The 12,638-nt window shown below is 74.3% G+C and carries 12 protein-coding genes; 10 read left to right on the forward strand and 2 right to left on the reverse strand.

The window, feature by feature from the left end:
* Positions 1 to 5 precede the first annotated feature (5 nt).
* From ACFYOV_RS13860 to ACFYOV_RS13870, 3 genes are all read left to right on the forward strand, one after another.
* Positions 6 to 665 carry a hypothetical protein gene (locus ACFYOV_RS13860; RefSeq protein WP_389086842.1) on the forward strand — a complete coding sequence of 220 codons (660 nt, stop codon included), beginning with the start codon at positions 6 to 8 and terminating at the stop codon, positions 663 to 665.
* Between the two features lie 359 nt (positions 666 to 1,024).
* The gene (locus tag ACFYOV_RS13865; RefSeq protein WP_389086844.1) at positions 1,025 to 1,183 is read left to right on the forward strand and encodes a hypothetical protein; all 159 of its coding nucleotides are present in this window, start codon (positions 1,025 to 1,027) and stop codon (positions 1,181 to 1,183) included.
* Between the two features lie 218 nt (positions 1,184 to 1,401).
* Positions 1,402 to 2,973, forward strand: a complete 1,572-nt coding sequence (locus ACFYOV_RS13870; protein ID WP_389086845.1) for a S8 family serine peptidase — start codon at positions 1,402 to 1,404, stop codon at positions 2,971 to 2,973.
* Between the two features lie 21 nt (positions 2,974 to 2,994).
* Here ACFYOV_RS13870 and ACFYOV_RS13875 read toward each other — a convergent pair whose 3' ends face one another.
* Together ACFYOV_RS13875 and ACFYOV_RS13880 are read right to left on the reverse strand one after the other, a co-directional pair.
* Positions 2,995 to 3,630 (reverse strand): hypothetical protein, encoded by a 636-nt coding sequence (locus ACFYOV_RS13875; RefSeq protein ID WP_389086847.1) that lies wholly within the window; start codon positions 3,628 to 3,630, stop codon positions 2,995 to 2,997.
* Positions 3,603 to 3,869: a hypothetical protein gene (locus ACFYOV_RS13880; RefSeq protein ID WP_389086850.1), complete on the reverse strand. Its 267-nt coding sequence runs from the start codon at positions 3,867 to 3,869 to the stop codon at positions 3,603 to 3,605. Before ACFYOV_RS13880 ends, ACFYOV_RS13875 begins: the two co-directional genes overlap by 28 nt.
* A 414-nt stretch (positions 3,870 to 4,283) precedes the next feature.
* On the opposite strand from ACFYOV_RS13880, the gene ACFYOV_RS13885 reads away from it, so the two are divergent.
* The 7 genes from ACFYOV_RS13885 to ACFYOV_RS13915 all read left to right on the forward strand — a co-directional run bounded on the left by ACFYOV_RS13885 (position 4,284) and on the right by ACFYOV_RS13915 (position 12,635).
* Complete coding sequence (locus tag ACFYOV_RS13885) at positions 4,284 to 5,480, forward strand: DUF4190 domain-containing protein (RefSeq protein ID WP_389086852.1); 1,197 nt, start codon at positions 4,284 to 4,286, stop codon at positions 5,478 to 5,480.
* Positions 5,481 to 5,626: 146 nt separating this feature from the next.
* The gene (locus ACFYOV_RS13890; protein WP_389086855.1) at positions 5,627 to 6,379 is read left to right on the forward strand and encodes a GntR family transcriptional regulator; all 753 of its coding nucleotides are present in this window, start codon (positions 5,627 to 5,629) and stop codon (positions 6,377 to 6,379) included.
* A gap of 390 nt (positions 6,380 to 6,769) precedes the next feature.
* Positions 6,770 to 6,958: an SPOR domain-containing protein gene (locus ACFYOV_RS13895; RefSeq protein WP_389086857.1), complete on the forward strand. Its 189-nt coding sequence runs from the start codon at positions 6,770 to 6,772 to the stop codon at positions 6,956 to 6,958.
* Positions 6,959 to 7,025: 67 nt separating this feature from the next.
* Positions 7,026 to 7,433, forward strand: coding sequence for an NUDIX domain-containing protein (locus ACFYOV_RS13900; protein WP_389086860.1), 408 nt, complete (start codon positions 7,026 to 7,028; stop codon positions 7,431 to 7,433).
* Between the two features lie 246 nt (positions 7,434 to 7,679).
* Entirely contained in the window at positions 7,680 to 9,083 is a 1,404-nt protein-coding gene (locus tag ACFYOV_RS13905) for a nitronate monooxygenase (protein WP_389086862.1), read from the forward strand.
* Positions 9,084 to 9,282: 199 nt separating this feature from the next.
* Positions 9,283 to 9,714: an ATP-binding protein gene (locus tag ACFYOV_RS13910; protein ID WP_389086864.1), complete on the forward strand. Its 432-nt coding sequence runs from the start codon at positions 9,283 to 9,285 to the stop codon at positions 9,712 to 9,714.
* Positions 9,715 to 9,980: 266 nt separating this feature from the next.
* A complete protein-coding gene (locus tag ACFYOV_RS13915; RefSeq protein WP_389086865.1) occupies positions 9,981 to 12,635 on the forward strand; it encodes a SpoIIE family protein phosphatase in 2,655 nt (884 codons plus the stop codon).
* Positions 12,636 to 12,638 lie beyond the last annotated feature (3 nt).

The raw sequence follows: 12,638 nt of genomic DNA on the forward strand, positions 1-12,638 counted from the left end.
ATCCTATGCCCACGGATCACGCCTGCCAGTCGGCTGCGGACGAGGTCGCGCGCGGCCTGACCCCGCTCCGGGACCGGCTGGGCGCCTCCCACGGTTCCGGCGGCGGACTCGGGCGGCACCACGCCGCCCCGGCCGACGGCGCGGCGGCGCTGCTGACGTTCCTCGACGGTCTGTGCGCCGAACTGAACGGCGGCCTGACCGGCTGGCACGCCACGGCCGGCCACCGGCTCCTCGACGCCCTCGGCCTGCCCCGGGCGGGAGTCGCACCCCCCGCCGCAGGGGGGCGCTCCGCCGCGGGGGGTCCGTACGGCTGGGACGCCCTCGCCCTGGTCCGGCACAGGGCGGAGGAGATCCTCACCGCCCTGTCCGACCGGTCGCGCGCCGGGCCGGCCGGTGGGCCGATCGGCGGGGCGCACCTGCCCAGCCGCCTGGACGTGGTGCAGGACGCCCTGGCCGGAGCCCTGCACCGGCTGGGCGTCCCCCCGGCCGACTCGGCGCACTGCGCCGGTGAACTGGCCACCGCCGCCGGCTCGCTCTTCGGTGTGCACCCCGTTCCCCGGCGCGGTGTTCCGGAACCCCCACCCACGACGCGGACCGAGCCTCCCGCACCACCGGTCGTGGCGATGCCCGGGATGGGCGACTGGGCCGGGGGCGGCATGCCCTGACGCGGGCCGGTGGCGGACCGTCCCGCCCCGGTGCGGTTCCGTCCGCCCGCCCCCTCCGGGGTTCGGCCCTCGTTTGCGGATGACGTCCACGCCCGCCTCCGGCGCCTCGGTTCGCCCCTCGAACGGGCCGAGCAGGTGCTGAGCGCGACGAAGGCCGTGGCGCCGGGGCCGGCCGGCCCGACCGTCGCCCGGTACCCGGGGCTGCCGGGTCTCGCCGGGAGCCCGGGCAATCCGCGGCAGCCCTCGCGGCTGTGCGGGGTCATGCTTCCGGCCATGAAAGCGTCCTGAAGAGCCTTCAGGACCGTGCGCTCATCGAGCGGACCCCGCACGCATGCCACCGGACGGTCCTCGAGCCCCCGTTGACCGACGAGGGTCGTGCGGTCCTCGCCGACGCGGACGCACGGGAGCCGTCCGGGTGGAGCGGGCGCCCTGCCGCCGAGTTCCCCCACGAGGAACGGGAAGTGCTGGTCGGGCTGTTGGGGCGGTGCGTCGCCCTGCGGGAGAAGGAGCGGCCGTAAGAGCCCGCGGTGACCGTACGGGGTGGTCAGGTCGCGGTGCGTGGGCGTCGGGTCCCTGCGGGACCCCTTGTGCAATTCCTCTGGAAGCCTCAATCTTTCGGCTGACGGACGGCGCGGTCGCGGGGTGCGTTGACATGCCCCTGCCATTCCAGCCGGTCCGTCGTGCGCGACGCACCATCCCCACACCAGCGCACCACCGACTGAGGAGGACCCCTCACATGGCAGTGATGCGTCACCCCCGGCGAAGACTGGCCACCCTCGGCGCCGCCACCACCGCGGCGCTCGTCGCGGGCCTCGTCTCCGCCCTCCCCGCGGGTGCGGCCCCCACCGCACCCGAAGGTCGCATCCAGTACGCGGGCGCCGCGAACGCCGTCGCCGACAGTTACGTCATCACCCTCAAGGGAGCCCGGGCCGGTTCCGCCGAGGGGCGGGCCGTGGCGAAGAAGTACGGCGCCGAGATCGAGCGGACGTACACCAAGGCCCTGAACGGCTACGAGATCGAGGCCACCGAGGCCGAGGCGGAGCGCCTCGCCGCCGACCCGGCCGTCGCCTCCGTGGTACAAAACCGTACCTTCCGCATCACCGGCACCCAGCCCAGCCCGCCCTCCTGGGGCCTGGACCGCATCGACCAGAAGAGCCTCCCGCTGAACAACTCGTACACCTACCCGGACTCCGCCGGGCAGGGCGTGACGGCGTACGTCATCGACACCGGCGTCCGCGTCACGCACAGCGACTTCGGGGGCCGCGCCTCCGACGGCTACGACGCGGTCGACAACGACAACACCGCCCAGGACGGCCACGGCCACGGCACCCATGTCGCCGGCACCGTCGCGGGCAGCGCCTACGGCGTGGCCAAGAAGGCGAAGATCGTCGGTGTGCGGGTGCTGAACAACTCCGGCTCCGGCACCACCGCCCAGGTCGTTGCCGGCATCGACTGGGTCGCCCGCAACGCGGTCAAGCCGGCCGTCGCCAACATGTCCCTCGGCGGCAGCGCCGACAGCGCGATCGACACGGCCGTGCGCAACGCCATCGCCACCGGCGTCACCTTCGTCGTCGCGGCCGGCAACGAGTCCACCAACGCCTCCACCAAGTCCCCGGCCCGCGTCACCGAGGCGATCACCGTCGGCGCCACCACCTCCAGCGACGCCCGCGCCAGCTACTCCAACTACGGTTCGGTGCTGGACCTGTTCGCGCCCGGCTCCTCCATCACCTCCGCCTGGCGCACCAGCGACACGGCCACCAACACCATCTCCGGTACGTCCATGGCGAGCCCGCACGTCGCCGGAGCGGCCGCGCTCCACCTGGCCGACAACCCCTCGGCCACGCCCGCCCAGGTCTCCTCCGCGCTGACCACCGCCGCCACCAGCGGCGTCGTCGGCAACCCGGGCACCGGATCGCCCAACCGGCTGCTGTACGTCGGGAGCGGGGGCACCACACCTCCCCCCGGTGACCGCTTCGAGAACACCGCCGACTACGCGATCGCCGACAACTCCACCGTCGAGTCCCCGGTGACCGTCTCCGGCGTCTCGGGCAACGCGCCCGGCGACCTGGCCGTCGAGGTCGACATCACCCACACCTACATCGGTGACCTCCAGGTCCAGCTGATCGCTCCCGACGGCACGGCGTACACGCTGAAGTCGTACGGCACCGGCGGCAGCGCGGACGACATCAGGACCACGTACACGGTCGACGCCTCCTCGGAGACGGCCAACGGCACGTGGAAGCTGAGGGTCAGCGACAACGCGCGGTACGACACCGGTCGGATCAACGGCTGGGCGCTCCAGTTCTGACGCCCGGGACCTGACGTCGGGTCATATCGCCTGCGTCCGGGCGTTCTCGTCCTCGCGGCAGGGCTTCGGGTCGGTGACCCAGCCCGCCGCGAGGACGAGGCGCGTCTCCCGGTGGACGGCGAGGGAGGCGAAGGGGCGGTCCACGACGGCGTACGCCGTGAGCGTCTCGTACGCGGGCTCGGGCGGCGGCATGTCCCTCCAGGCCACGTCCACGGGCGTCACGGGGGCGGCCCGGAACCCCCGTGCGCCGAACGTGGCCGTCACCGACTGGCGTCCGTCCCCGAGGCCCAGCGGGGCGGGGCCGATGCCGGGGAAGTGACCGGGGAGGCCGTCGGCGGCCGTGGTCAGGCAGAAGAGCGCGGGCCGGGCCAGGAGGTCGTGGTCGGCGTGGAGCGTGAACTCCACGGTGGACAGCGCCACGGACGGCGGCACCGGCTCGACGTCGCGGGCCCTCTCCAGCCGCAGGCCCGGGCCCGCCGCCCCGAGCGGCAGCCGGCTCCCGGGCACCGCCGTCACCTCGCCGGTGAGGACCCCCGCACCGGCGGCCGGCACCTCCCCGGGGCTCATCCGCTCCTCGCCGAGCAACAGATGGACGTCGACGCCGTCCGTCCCGCGCGCCCGCACCCCGGTCACCGCGCCCGCGGACGTCCGCGCCACGGCCACGTCGTCCAGCCCGCGGCGGACCGGGTCAGCGCCCGGCGGCGCCGGCCGTCGGCCCACGGGACGAGGGCGGGCCGCAACGGCACCTCCCAGTCCGCACGGCCGGCGCGCCGGTCGGCAGCAGAACCGTGTCCGGCCGGAGCGTCACCGGCATGCTTCTCGATCAGCCCGTCGGTCGCCTTCGCGGCCCACGCGTCCAGGGTCCGGCGGTCGGCGTCCGCGTCCCCGGTGAGCATCCCGTGCGTCCCCGCCGGCAGCCCGCCCGCCACGCCTCCCGCAGCCGGAGCGCCCGCGCCGTCCACAGCCCGAGCCCGCAGTCGAGCCCCGGAACGCGGGCCGGCGTCGCCGGCAGCTCCCGTGCGGCCCCCGCCGCCCGGTCCGCCGGCACCCCGGAGCGGCCTCGAGCTCCGCACGAGCCGCGCCGCCCGCCCCGTCCGTCAGGAAGGCCGGCAGTGGCCACACCCCCGCGGCCGAGAACACGGTGCCCCGGACACGTCCGAAGCCCACTGGGCCGTAAGGCGGTTGACCGCCCGGATCGCCGGTTTCGTCACCCGCGTACCTCCCCCGCGCTCCCCGCGCCTACGATGCGCGCAGCCGCACACCGGCCCCGCGCCCACGCGCGCCACCGCCGAACCAGGAGCACGGTACCCGTGTCCATACCCCCGCCCGCCGGTACCCCTCAACCGCAGGACCCCCTGGGCCAGTACCCGGCTGCCGAGCCCCAAGGGCCTTATGTGCCACCGCAGTTCCCCTACGGCGGCGGGCCGGGGCAGGCCCCGTACGGGCTCTACGGGCCGTACGGACCCAGGCCGCCGGCCGCCGTGAACGGGGTCGCCGTCGCCGCGCTGGTCTTCGGCGTGCTGTGCTTCCTGCCGGCCGTGGGTCTCGTGCTGGGCCTGATCGCTCTGCGGCAGATCGCGCGGCGCCGGGAGCGGGGCAGGGGCATGGCGGTCGCCGGGGCCCTGCTGTCCTCGGCGGGGCTGGCCCTGTGGACGGTGTCGCTGGCCACCGGCTTCGCGGGCGACGTCCGGGCGAAGGTCGAGAAGGCCACCCGCGGCGACGCGATCACCGCGCTGCGCAAGGGCGACTGCTTCGACTCGCCGGGCGGCCTGGCGGGCTCGGCGGCCACGGCCGACCGGGTGCCGTGCGCGGGGGAGCACGACGGCGAGGTGTTCGCCCTGGTCACCCTGCCCGAGGGCCCCTTCCCGGGTGACGGCGGGCTCACCGGCATCGCCGACGACCGCTGCTACGCCCTCCAGGAGACCTACGCCATGGACGGCTGGGCCCTGCCGGACCACCTGGACGTCTACTACCTCGTGCCCTCCCGCGGGAGCTGGCGCTTCGGCGACCGCGAGATCACCTGCGTCTTCGGCAACGAGGACGCCAGGGCCGGCCTCACCGGGTCGCTGCGCCGGGACGAGACCACACTGAACCCGCACCAGCTCGCCTACCTGAAGGCCGCGCGCGTGCTCGACACGGCGCTCGACGGGGCACCCGGGGCCGAGGCCGTGGAGGACGACCTGCCCGGCCACAAGGAATGGGCCGGGCAGGTCTCCGAGGCACTCGCCGAGCAGGCCGGGATGCTGCGCGAGCACACGTGGCCCGCCGACGCCGAGGGCCCGGTGACCGAACTGGTCTCCGTGCTGGAGAAGGCCGGGGCGGAGTGGGCGAGGGCCGCCGGGGCCGACGGCGTGGACACCTTCTACGAGCACTACGCCCGGGGCTGGGGGCTGATCGACCCGCACCGCTCGGTCACCGCGCGCAAGGCTCTGGGCCTGGCCACCTCCCCGCCCGCATACGAGGAGGAGCCCGGCGGCGGGGGTGACACGGGCGGCATGGAGGTGTGACGGCCGCTATAGCGGGGAGAAAGTGCCTGCGTAAAGCCCTCGGCGGTCACATGTCATCACATCGAGTGATTCTCTGGCCTTCGCTTGCCTGGACAACCTACGGTTGCCACGCTGTTGCTGTCTGTACAACCTGATGGGAGTGGCCCGTGACATTCGGTGAGCAGCCGGCGTACCTGCGCGTCGCGGGTGATCTCCGCAAGAAGATCGTCGACGGCCTGCTGCCACCGCACACCCGCCTCCCCTCCCAGGCCCGGATCCGCGAGGAGTACGGGGTCTCCGACACGGTGGCCCTGGAGGCGCGCAAGGTGCTCATGGCCGAGGGGCTCGTCGAGGGGCGCTCCGGGTCGGGCACCTATGTGCGCGAGCGGCCCGTGCCCCGGCGCGTGGCCCGCTCCGGGTTCCGGCCCGACCGCGGGGCCACGCCCTTCCGTCAGGAACAGGCCGACCCGAGCGTGCGGGGCACCTGGGAGTCCAGCAGCGAGCAGACCGAGGCGGGCGGCGCCGTCGCCGAGCGCCTGGGCATCGAGCCCGGCGACCGCGTGATGCGCAGCAAGTACCTCTTCCGGGAGGGCGGCGAGCCCGTGATGCTGTCCACGTCGTGGGAGCCGCTCGCCCTGACCGGCCGGACGCCCGTGATGCTGCCCGAGGAGGGCCCGCTCGGGGGCATGGGGGTCGTCGAGCGGATGCGCGCCATCGACGTCATCGTGGACAACGTCACGGAGGAGGTCGGCGCCCGCCCCGGCCTCGCCGAGGAGCTGGTCCTGCTGGGTGGCGTCCCCGGCCATGTCGTCCTCGTCATCCAGCGCACCTACTACGCCTCGGGCCGCCCCGTGGAGACGGCGGACGTGGTGATCCCCGCCGACCGGTACCGGGCCGCGTACCACCTTCCGGTCAGATGACCGGGCCGGTGGCGACCACCGGGCCGCCGTCGCACGACCGCCTCCGCTGCCCGACGAGCCGTCGCACTCCCCACGCGCCCCCATGCCCCCTTCCGCTCCGGGCGCGCGGTGTGGTCGCCTCCGCCCGGACGCCGTAGCAATCTGGCCGTTTTCGCAGGTCGTCCGGGAGCGAGGGGGGAGCGGCGGTATGCCGCTGACCGGACGCGTCGGGGACCGCGCACGGCGCATTCACTACCGTGCGCCCCTTCGTTACTGGCCGGTTGCCTACCTCTTCGTGAAAAGGCGTATTCGCTGCGTGAAGGTAAGGCGTAGGCTCGGGCATATGCGGACTGCGGTTTCCTTATCGGGCGGGGCGCGGCACAGGCCGCGGGCGGGAAGTGGAGGGGCGCGATGAGCGACGGCACGGCCACGCTTCCGTGGCTCGTCATTCGACGGGACGACAACGGCAATCGCTACCGCGTGGGCCGGTACGCCACCCGGGCCGAGGCCCAGAAGATCGCGGACAGCCTCGACGGCCGCGGAGTCGAGCGGCTCTACTGGGTCGAGCGGATCGGCCAGAACGGCACGGCACCCGACTGACGCCGCTGCAGGGTAGGGTCCCCTTCCGCGGGCATGCCGGCGAGCGGGGACGAGCGGGAACGGGACGTTGTCAGTGCTGATCGACACGGTGGCGTGGGTGCGGATCGAGAACGGCCGGATCCTGTGCGCGCGTCCGCGCGGCAAGGACGTCTTCTACATCCCCGGCGGCAAGCGCGAAGGCGCGGAGAGCGACGTCGAGACCCTGTTGCGCGAGATCGAGGAGGAGCTCACGGTCCCGCTCGACCCGGACACCGTCGTCCACGTCGGCACCTACGAGGCGGGCGGCCCCGGGCTGCCCGAGGGCGCCGTCGTGCGGATGGCCTGCTACACCGCCGAGTACCGGGGGCGGTTGGCGCCGAGCGCCGAGATCGAGGAGACGGCCTGGTTCTCGTACGCGGACCGCGACCGGGTGCCGCCCGTCGACCAGTTGCTCTTCGACGACCTGCTGGCCGCCGGCGAACTGGTGCGGCGATAGGCCGCCGCGCCCCCGTACCGCCTCAGGGCCCCACTGCTCCCGCAGTGGGGCCCTTCGGCGTTGCGCGTCGGGCGCCACCGGTGCCGGGACCCCCGGGTGCACACGCCTACCTACGGTGCCGTAGGTTACGGAACCGAAGGTTGGCTTCCACGGCACTGCGGCGAACGCGGCGAACGTTAGTGAGGACCCATGAGCGCACCCCGGACAACTACCGGACTCCCCTGGCTGATTCAGGGAGGAATGGGCGTGGGCGTGTCCGGGTGGCGGCTCGCCCGGGCCGTCGCGCGGACCGGGCAGCTGGGGGTCGTCTCCGGCACGGCCCTCGACACGCTGCTGATCCGGGGACTCCAGTCCGGCGACCCGCACGGGCACCTCAGGCGGGCACTGGCGGCCTTCCCCGTGCCCGAGCTCGCCGAGGCCGTCCGGGACCGGTACTTCGTCGAGGGCGGGATACGGGAGGGTCGGCGGTTCGCGGCCACCCCGCGGCTGACGGTCGACGAGGCGTGCCCGTCCCGGTCGCTGACCGTCGTCGCCAACTTCTGCGAGGTGTGGCTCGCCAAGGAGGGGCACGACGGCCCCGTCGGCATCAACTACCTGGAAAAGGTCCAGCTGGCCACCCTCCCGGCCATGTTCGGGGCGATCCTGGCGGGCGTCGACCACGTCCTGGTCGGGGCCGGCATCCCCGCGCAGATCCCCCGGATCGCCGACGGGCTCGCTCGGAAGGAGCCGGTGGTCGCGCGGGTCGATGTGGAGGGCGACGACCAGCCCTACGAGCTCCGCTTCGACCCGGCCTCGGTGCTGGGCGGCACCGACCCGGGCCCGCTGCGCCGCCCCCGCGTCCTGGCCATCGTCTCGCTGCCGGCCCTGGCCGCGTACCTGAACCGCGACGAGGAGACCCGGCCGGACGGATTCGTCGTCGAGGGCCACACCGCGGGCGGGCACAGCGCACCGCCGCGCGGGCCGCTGCGCCTCGACGAGCGCGGGGAGCCGGTCTACGGCCCTCGTGACACACCCGACTTCGGGAAGATGGCCGCCCTCGGCCTGCCGTTCTGGATCGCCGGCGGGCAGGCCGGCCCGGAACAGGTCCGACGGGCCCGGGCGGCGGGCGCGGCGGGCGTCCAGCTCGGCAGCGTCTTCGCGCTGTGCGAGGAGTCGGGCATGGACGAGCGGCTGCGCCGGGAACTGGTCGGACGCGAACTCGCCGGCGAGCTGACGGTGCGCAACGACCCGGCGGCCTCCCCGACCACCTTCCCGTTCAAGGTCGCCGACCTGCCCGGCACCCTGGCCGACCCGAAGACGGGCGCCGCCCGCGCCCGTGTCTGCGACCTCGGCTATCTGCGGACCCCGTACCGGACCGACCGCGGCGCCATCGGCTACCGCTGCCCGGCGGAGCCCACCGCGGCCTACGTCCGCAAGGGCGGGACCGCCGAGCAGACGGAGGGGCGGCAGTGTCTGTGCAACGGGCTGGTCGCGGCCGTCGGGCTGGGTCAGCGCCGCCCCCGGGGCGCGGTGGAGGCGCCCATCGTCACCATCGGCCAGGACCTGGGCTTCCTGCGGCGCGTCACCCCGGACGGCGGCCCGTACACGGCCGAGACGGTGGTGCGCTGGCTGTCCGCCGGGCTGGAGGCCGAGACCCCCGCCCCGGCGTGAGGGACGCGGTGGTGCGGGAGGGCCCATGGGGACGCCGCGCGGGGGCACCCGGGGTGTGCGTGCGGCGGGTTCCGTCACGCGGGCGCGCGGCGGACGGGCGGGAGCGCAGGCCGGCGCCGGAAATGCCACGATGCGCCGTCGCGCGCGGTACCCGGCACCGGATACCGGGTATGGGCCCAATAACCCCATGAAATGGGATATGAGTGGACGCACTGGGCGGGAAGTGATCCGCGTGATCGAGACCGAGGGCGACCGCGCCGCGTGGACCTTCCCCGCGGACCCCGGGGCCGTGCGCGCCGCCCGTGCCGCCGTCCGGAGCCGCCTGCGCGGCTGGGGCCTGGAGAGCGTCGGTGACATCGCCGCCCTGCTCGTCAGTGAGCTCGTCACCAACGCCCTGCGGCACGCCACCGGCCCCATCGACGTGCGTCTGGTCCGCCCCACCGAACCGGGCGGCGTCCTCCTGGTCGAGGTCTCCGACCCGCTGCCCGACTTCCCTCACGAGCGCGTCGCCCGCCCGGAGGACGAGAGCGGACGCGGACTGCAACTCGTCGCCTCCGCCACCCGTCGCTGGGGCACCCGGCCCGGCGGTGTCGGCAAGACCGTGTGGTTCGAACTGGCCGTTCCCCAGTGAGGGTTCGTACCCCGCGCGCCGGTGTACGCGCCCGCCGCCGCTGTCGAACGGCCGGAACGAGCCGGTGACGGTTGCCGACGTGGGGGATTCGACGAGGTGTCCGCTGGTTAGAAGACTGGAAGTGTTCTCACGGCACGGACCGAAAAGCATCGGGACCGTGCTGTGATCGTGAACACCGTGTTGTGCGGCACCGTAGTGCTGGATACTGCGGGCAGCCGCCCCCGGTGACCGGTGCCGGACGCGGTGAGCTGGAGGGGACGGTTCGCGTGAGCGAGATACCAGCGAAGGCCACGGAGTCCGAGGACCCGTCGGGCGGCGCGAGGGCAGGGGCCGCCGACGGCCCGGTCCCCGGCGACGCCCCGTCCGCCGACGCGATGTGGCAGAGCAGTCCGCCCGGCTCCATGTACGACTACATCAAGGTCGCGTCCTTCTCCATCGGCCCCGACGGGCTGGTCGACCAGTGGAGCCTGCGCGCCGAACAGCTCTTCGGCATCCCGGCCGAACGCGCCGTCGGCGTCGACCCCATCGCCGCCTTCGTGGACTCCGACCGGCGTGAGCAGGGCCAGCGCAAGATGGCCGAGATCCTCGACGGCCGGGAGTGGACCGGCGTGGTCCCGTTCCGGCTGCCGGACTCGGCCGAACCGGACGAGCGCGACCGGGAGGGGCTCGCCGAGGTCTACGTCATGCCGACGCGCACCGAGGACGGCGAGAAGGCCGCCGTCTGCGTCGTCGTCGACGTGCGCACCCTGCGCCGGATCGAGACCGACCTCGCCGCCTCGCAGGCCATATTCGGCCAATCCCCCTTCGGATTCCTGCTGATCGACCCCGACCTGCGGGTACGCCGCGCCAACCAGCGGTTCGCGTCCGTCTTCGGCGGCACCCCCGACGACCACCGCGGCAAGGGCGTCCACGACTACCTGCCGCGCGGGGAGGCGGACCGGGTCGCCGCGACCCTGCGCCGGGTGCTGGAGACCGGCGACTCCATCACGGACATGCACGTCACCGGTTTCGTGCCGGGCTCCGAGGAGCGCCGCCACTGGTCCGTCAACCTCTACCGCGTGCACAGCGGCAGCGGCCGGCCCATCGGCATCGCCTGGCTCGGGACCGACATCACCGCCCGGCGCGCCGCCGCCCGGGAGGCCGCCGCCGCCCGGCGCAACCTCGCCCTGCTCAACGAGGCCGGGGCCCGCATCGGCAACTCCCTCGACCTGGAGACCACCGCCCGCGAACTCCTCGACGTCGTCGTCCCCGGCTTCTGCGACCTGGCCACCGTCGACCTCTACCAGGGGCTGCTGGCCGGCGACGAGACCCCGCCGGGCCTGGCCGACGGCAGCGCCGAGGTGCGCCGTGTCGCCTTCGCCAGCGCGGTGTCCGACGCGCCGTTCATCGGCACCGGCGAGCCCGTCAAGCTGGGCGCCGTCCACCACTACGCCTTCAACTCGCCCTGCGCGGACGCCCTGCGCACCGCCCGCCCGCAGACCGTCCCCGGCGAGGACGGCGGGCTCGTGCAGTCCACGCTCGCCGTGCCGATGGTCGCCCACGACACGGTGGTGGGGCTCGCCCAGTTCGCCCGCACGAAGGGCAGCGAGCCGTTCGGGGACCGGGACCGGGACCTCGCCGTGGAACTGGCGGCGCGGGCGGCCGTCTGCATCGACAACGCCCGCCTGTACCGGCGCGAGCACGAACGCGCGTTGATACTGCAACGGTCACTGCTCCCCCCTGGCGACCCGGAGGCGTCCGGCCTCGACATCGCCTGCCGGTACTTGCCCGGCAGCGCCTCCACCGGCCGGCCCAGCGAGGTCGGCGGCGACTGGTTCGACGTCATCGAACTGCCCGGCCACCGCACCGCGCTGGTCGTCGGCGACGTCATGGGGCGGGGCCTGCGGGCCGCCGTGGCCATGGGAGAACTGCGTACCGCGGTCCGCACCCTGGCCCAGCTCGACCTCGAACCGGCCGAGGTGCTCAGCCAACTGGACGAGATCGCCCGCGGCCTCGGCGCGCCCGGCGGGGTGCAGCAGGCGACCCGGGCGGCCCGCCGCCCCCGCGAGGCCGACCTGTCCGAGGTGTACTTGGCGACCTGCGTCTACGCCGTCTACGACTCGGTGACCCGGCGCTGCACCTTCGCCAACGCGGGCCATCTGCCGCCCGTGCTGGTCGAGCCCGGTGAGTCCGCGCTGATGCTGGACGTGCCGCCCGGCATGCCGCTGGGCGTCGGCGGGGAGCCCTTCGAGGAGGTCGAGGTCGAACTGCCGGAGGGCGCGCTGCTCGCGCTCTACACGGATGGACTGGTCGAAAGCCGCGACCATCCCCTGGACGAGGGCCTCCAGGCCTTCGTGGGGGCGCTGACCGAGCCCGCCCGCCCGACGCCGGTGGGGGTGGCGCGCACCGACGCCCACCGGGACCTGGAGGACGTCTGCGACCACGTCCTCGCCACCCTCGACACCCACCACGGCGAGGACGACATCGCGCTGCTGATGGCGCGCGTCCAGGGGCTCCCCGCGGATTCCGTCGGCGACTGGACGCTGCCGCGCGAGCCCCGCAGTGTGGGGCGGGCCCGCGAGTACGCCCGTGGGCAGCTGCTCAGCTGGGACATGGAGCCCCTGGTCGACACCACGGAGCTGCTGGTCAGCGAACTGGTCACCAACGCCCTGCGGTACGGCGAGGGTGAGATCAGACTCCGACTGCTCCTCGACCGCACCCTGGTCTGCGAGGTATGGGACTCCGGCCTGGTCCAGCCCCGGCGCCGGCGGGCCCGGGACACCGACGAGGGCGGGCGCGGTCTCCAGCTCGTCGGCCTCCTGAGCGCGGCCTGGGGCTCGCGCCGTACACCGCGCGGCAAGACGGTCTGGTTCGAACTCCCGTTGCCCGGAGGGGAGACGGGACTCACCGACCCGGCGGAGGCCCTGCTGAGCCTCTTCTGACCC

The sequence above is a fragment of the Streptomyces sp. NPDC005931 genome, assembly GCF_042871235.1.
In the GTDB taxonomy this organism is placed as follows: Bacteria; Actinomycetota; Actinomycetes; order Streptomycetales; family Streptomycetaceae; genus Streptomyces.

What these genes read in the sequence shown, in the direction of transcription:
- ACFYOV_RS13910 (WP_389086864.1), top strand. Translation starts at nt 9,283, where the DNA reads ATGAGTGGACGCACTGGGCGGGAAGTGATCCGCGTGATCGAGACCGAG.
- ACFYOV_RS13870 (WP_389086845.1), top strand. Translation starts at nt 1,402, where the DNA reads ATGGCAGTGATGCGTCACCCCCGGCGAAGACTGGCCACCCTCGGCGCC.
- ACFYOV_RS13860 (WP_389086842.1), top strand. Translation starts at nt 6, where the DNA reads ATGCCCACGGATCACGCCTGCCAGTCGGCTGCGGACGAGGTCGCGCGC.
- ACFYOV_RS13880 (WP_389086850.1), bottom strand. Translation starts at nt 3,869, where the DNA reads ATGCTCACCGGGGACGCGGACGCCGACCGCCGGACCCTGGACGCGTGG.
- ACFYOV_RS13895 (WP_389086857.1), top strand. Translation starts at nt 6,770, where the DNA reads ATGAGCGACGGCACGGCCACGCTTCCGTGGCTCGTCATTCGACGGGAC.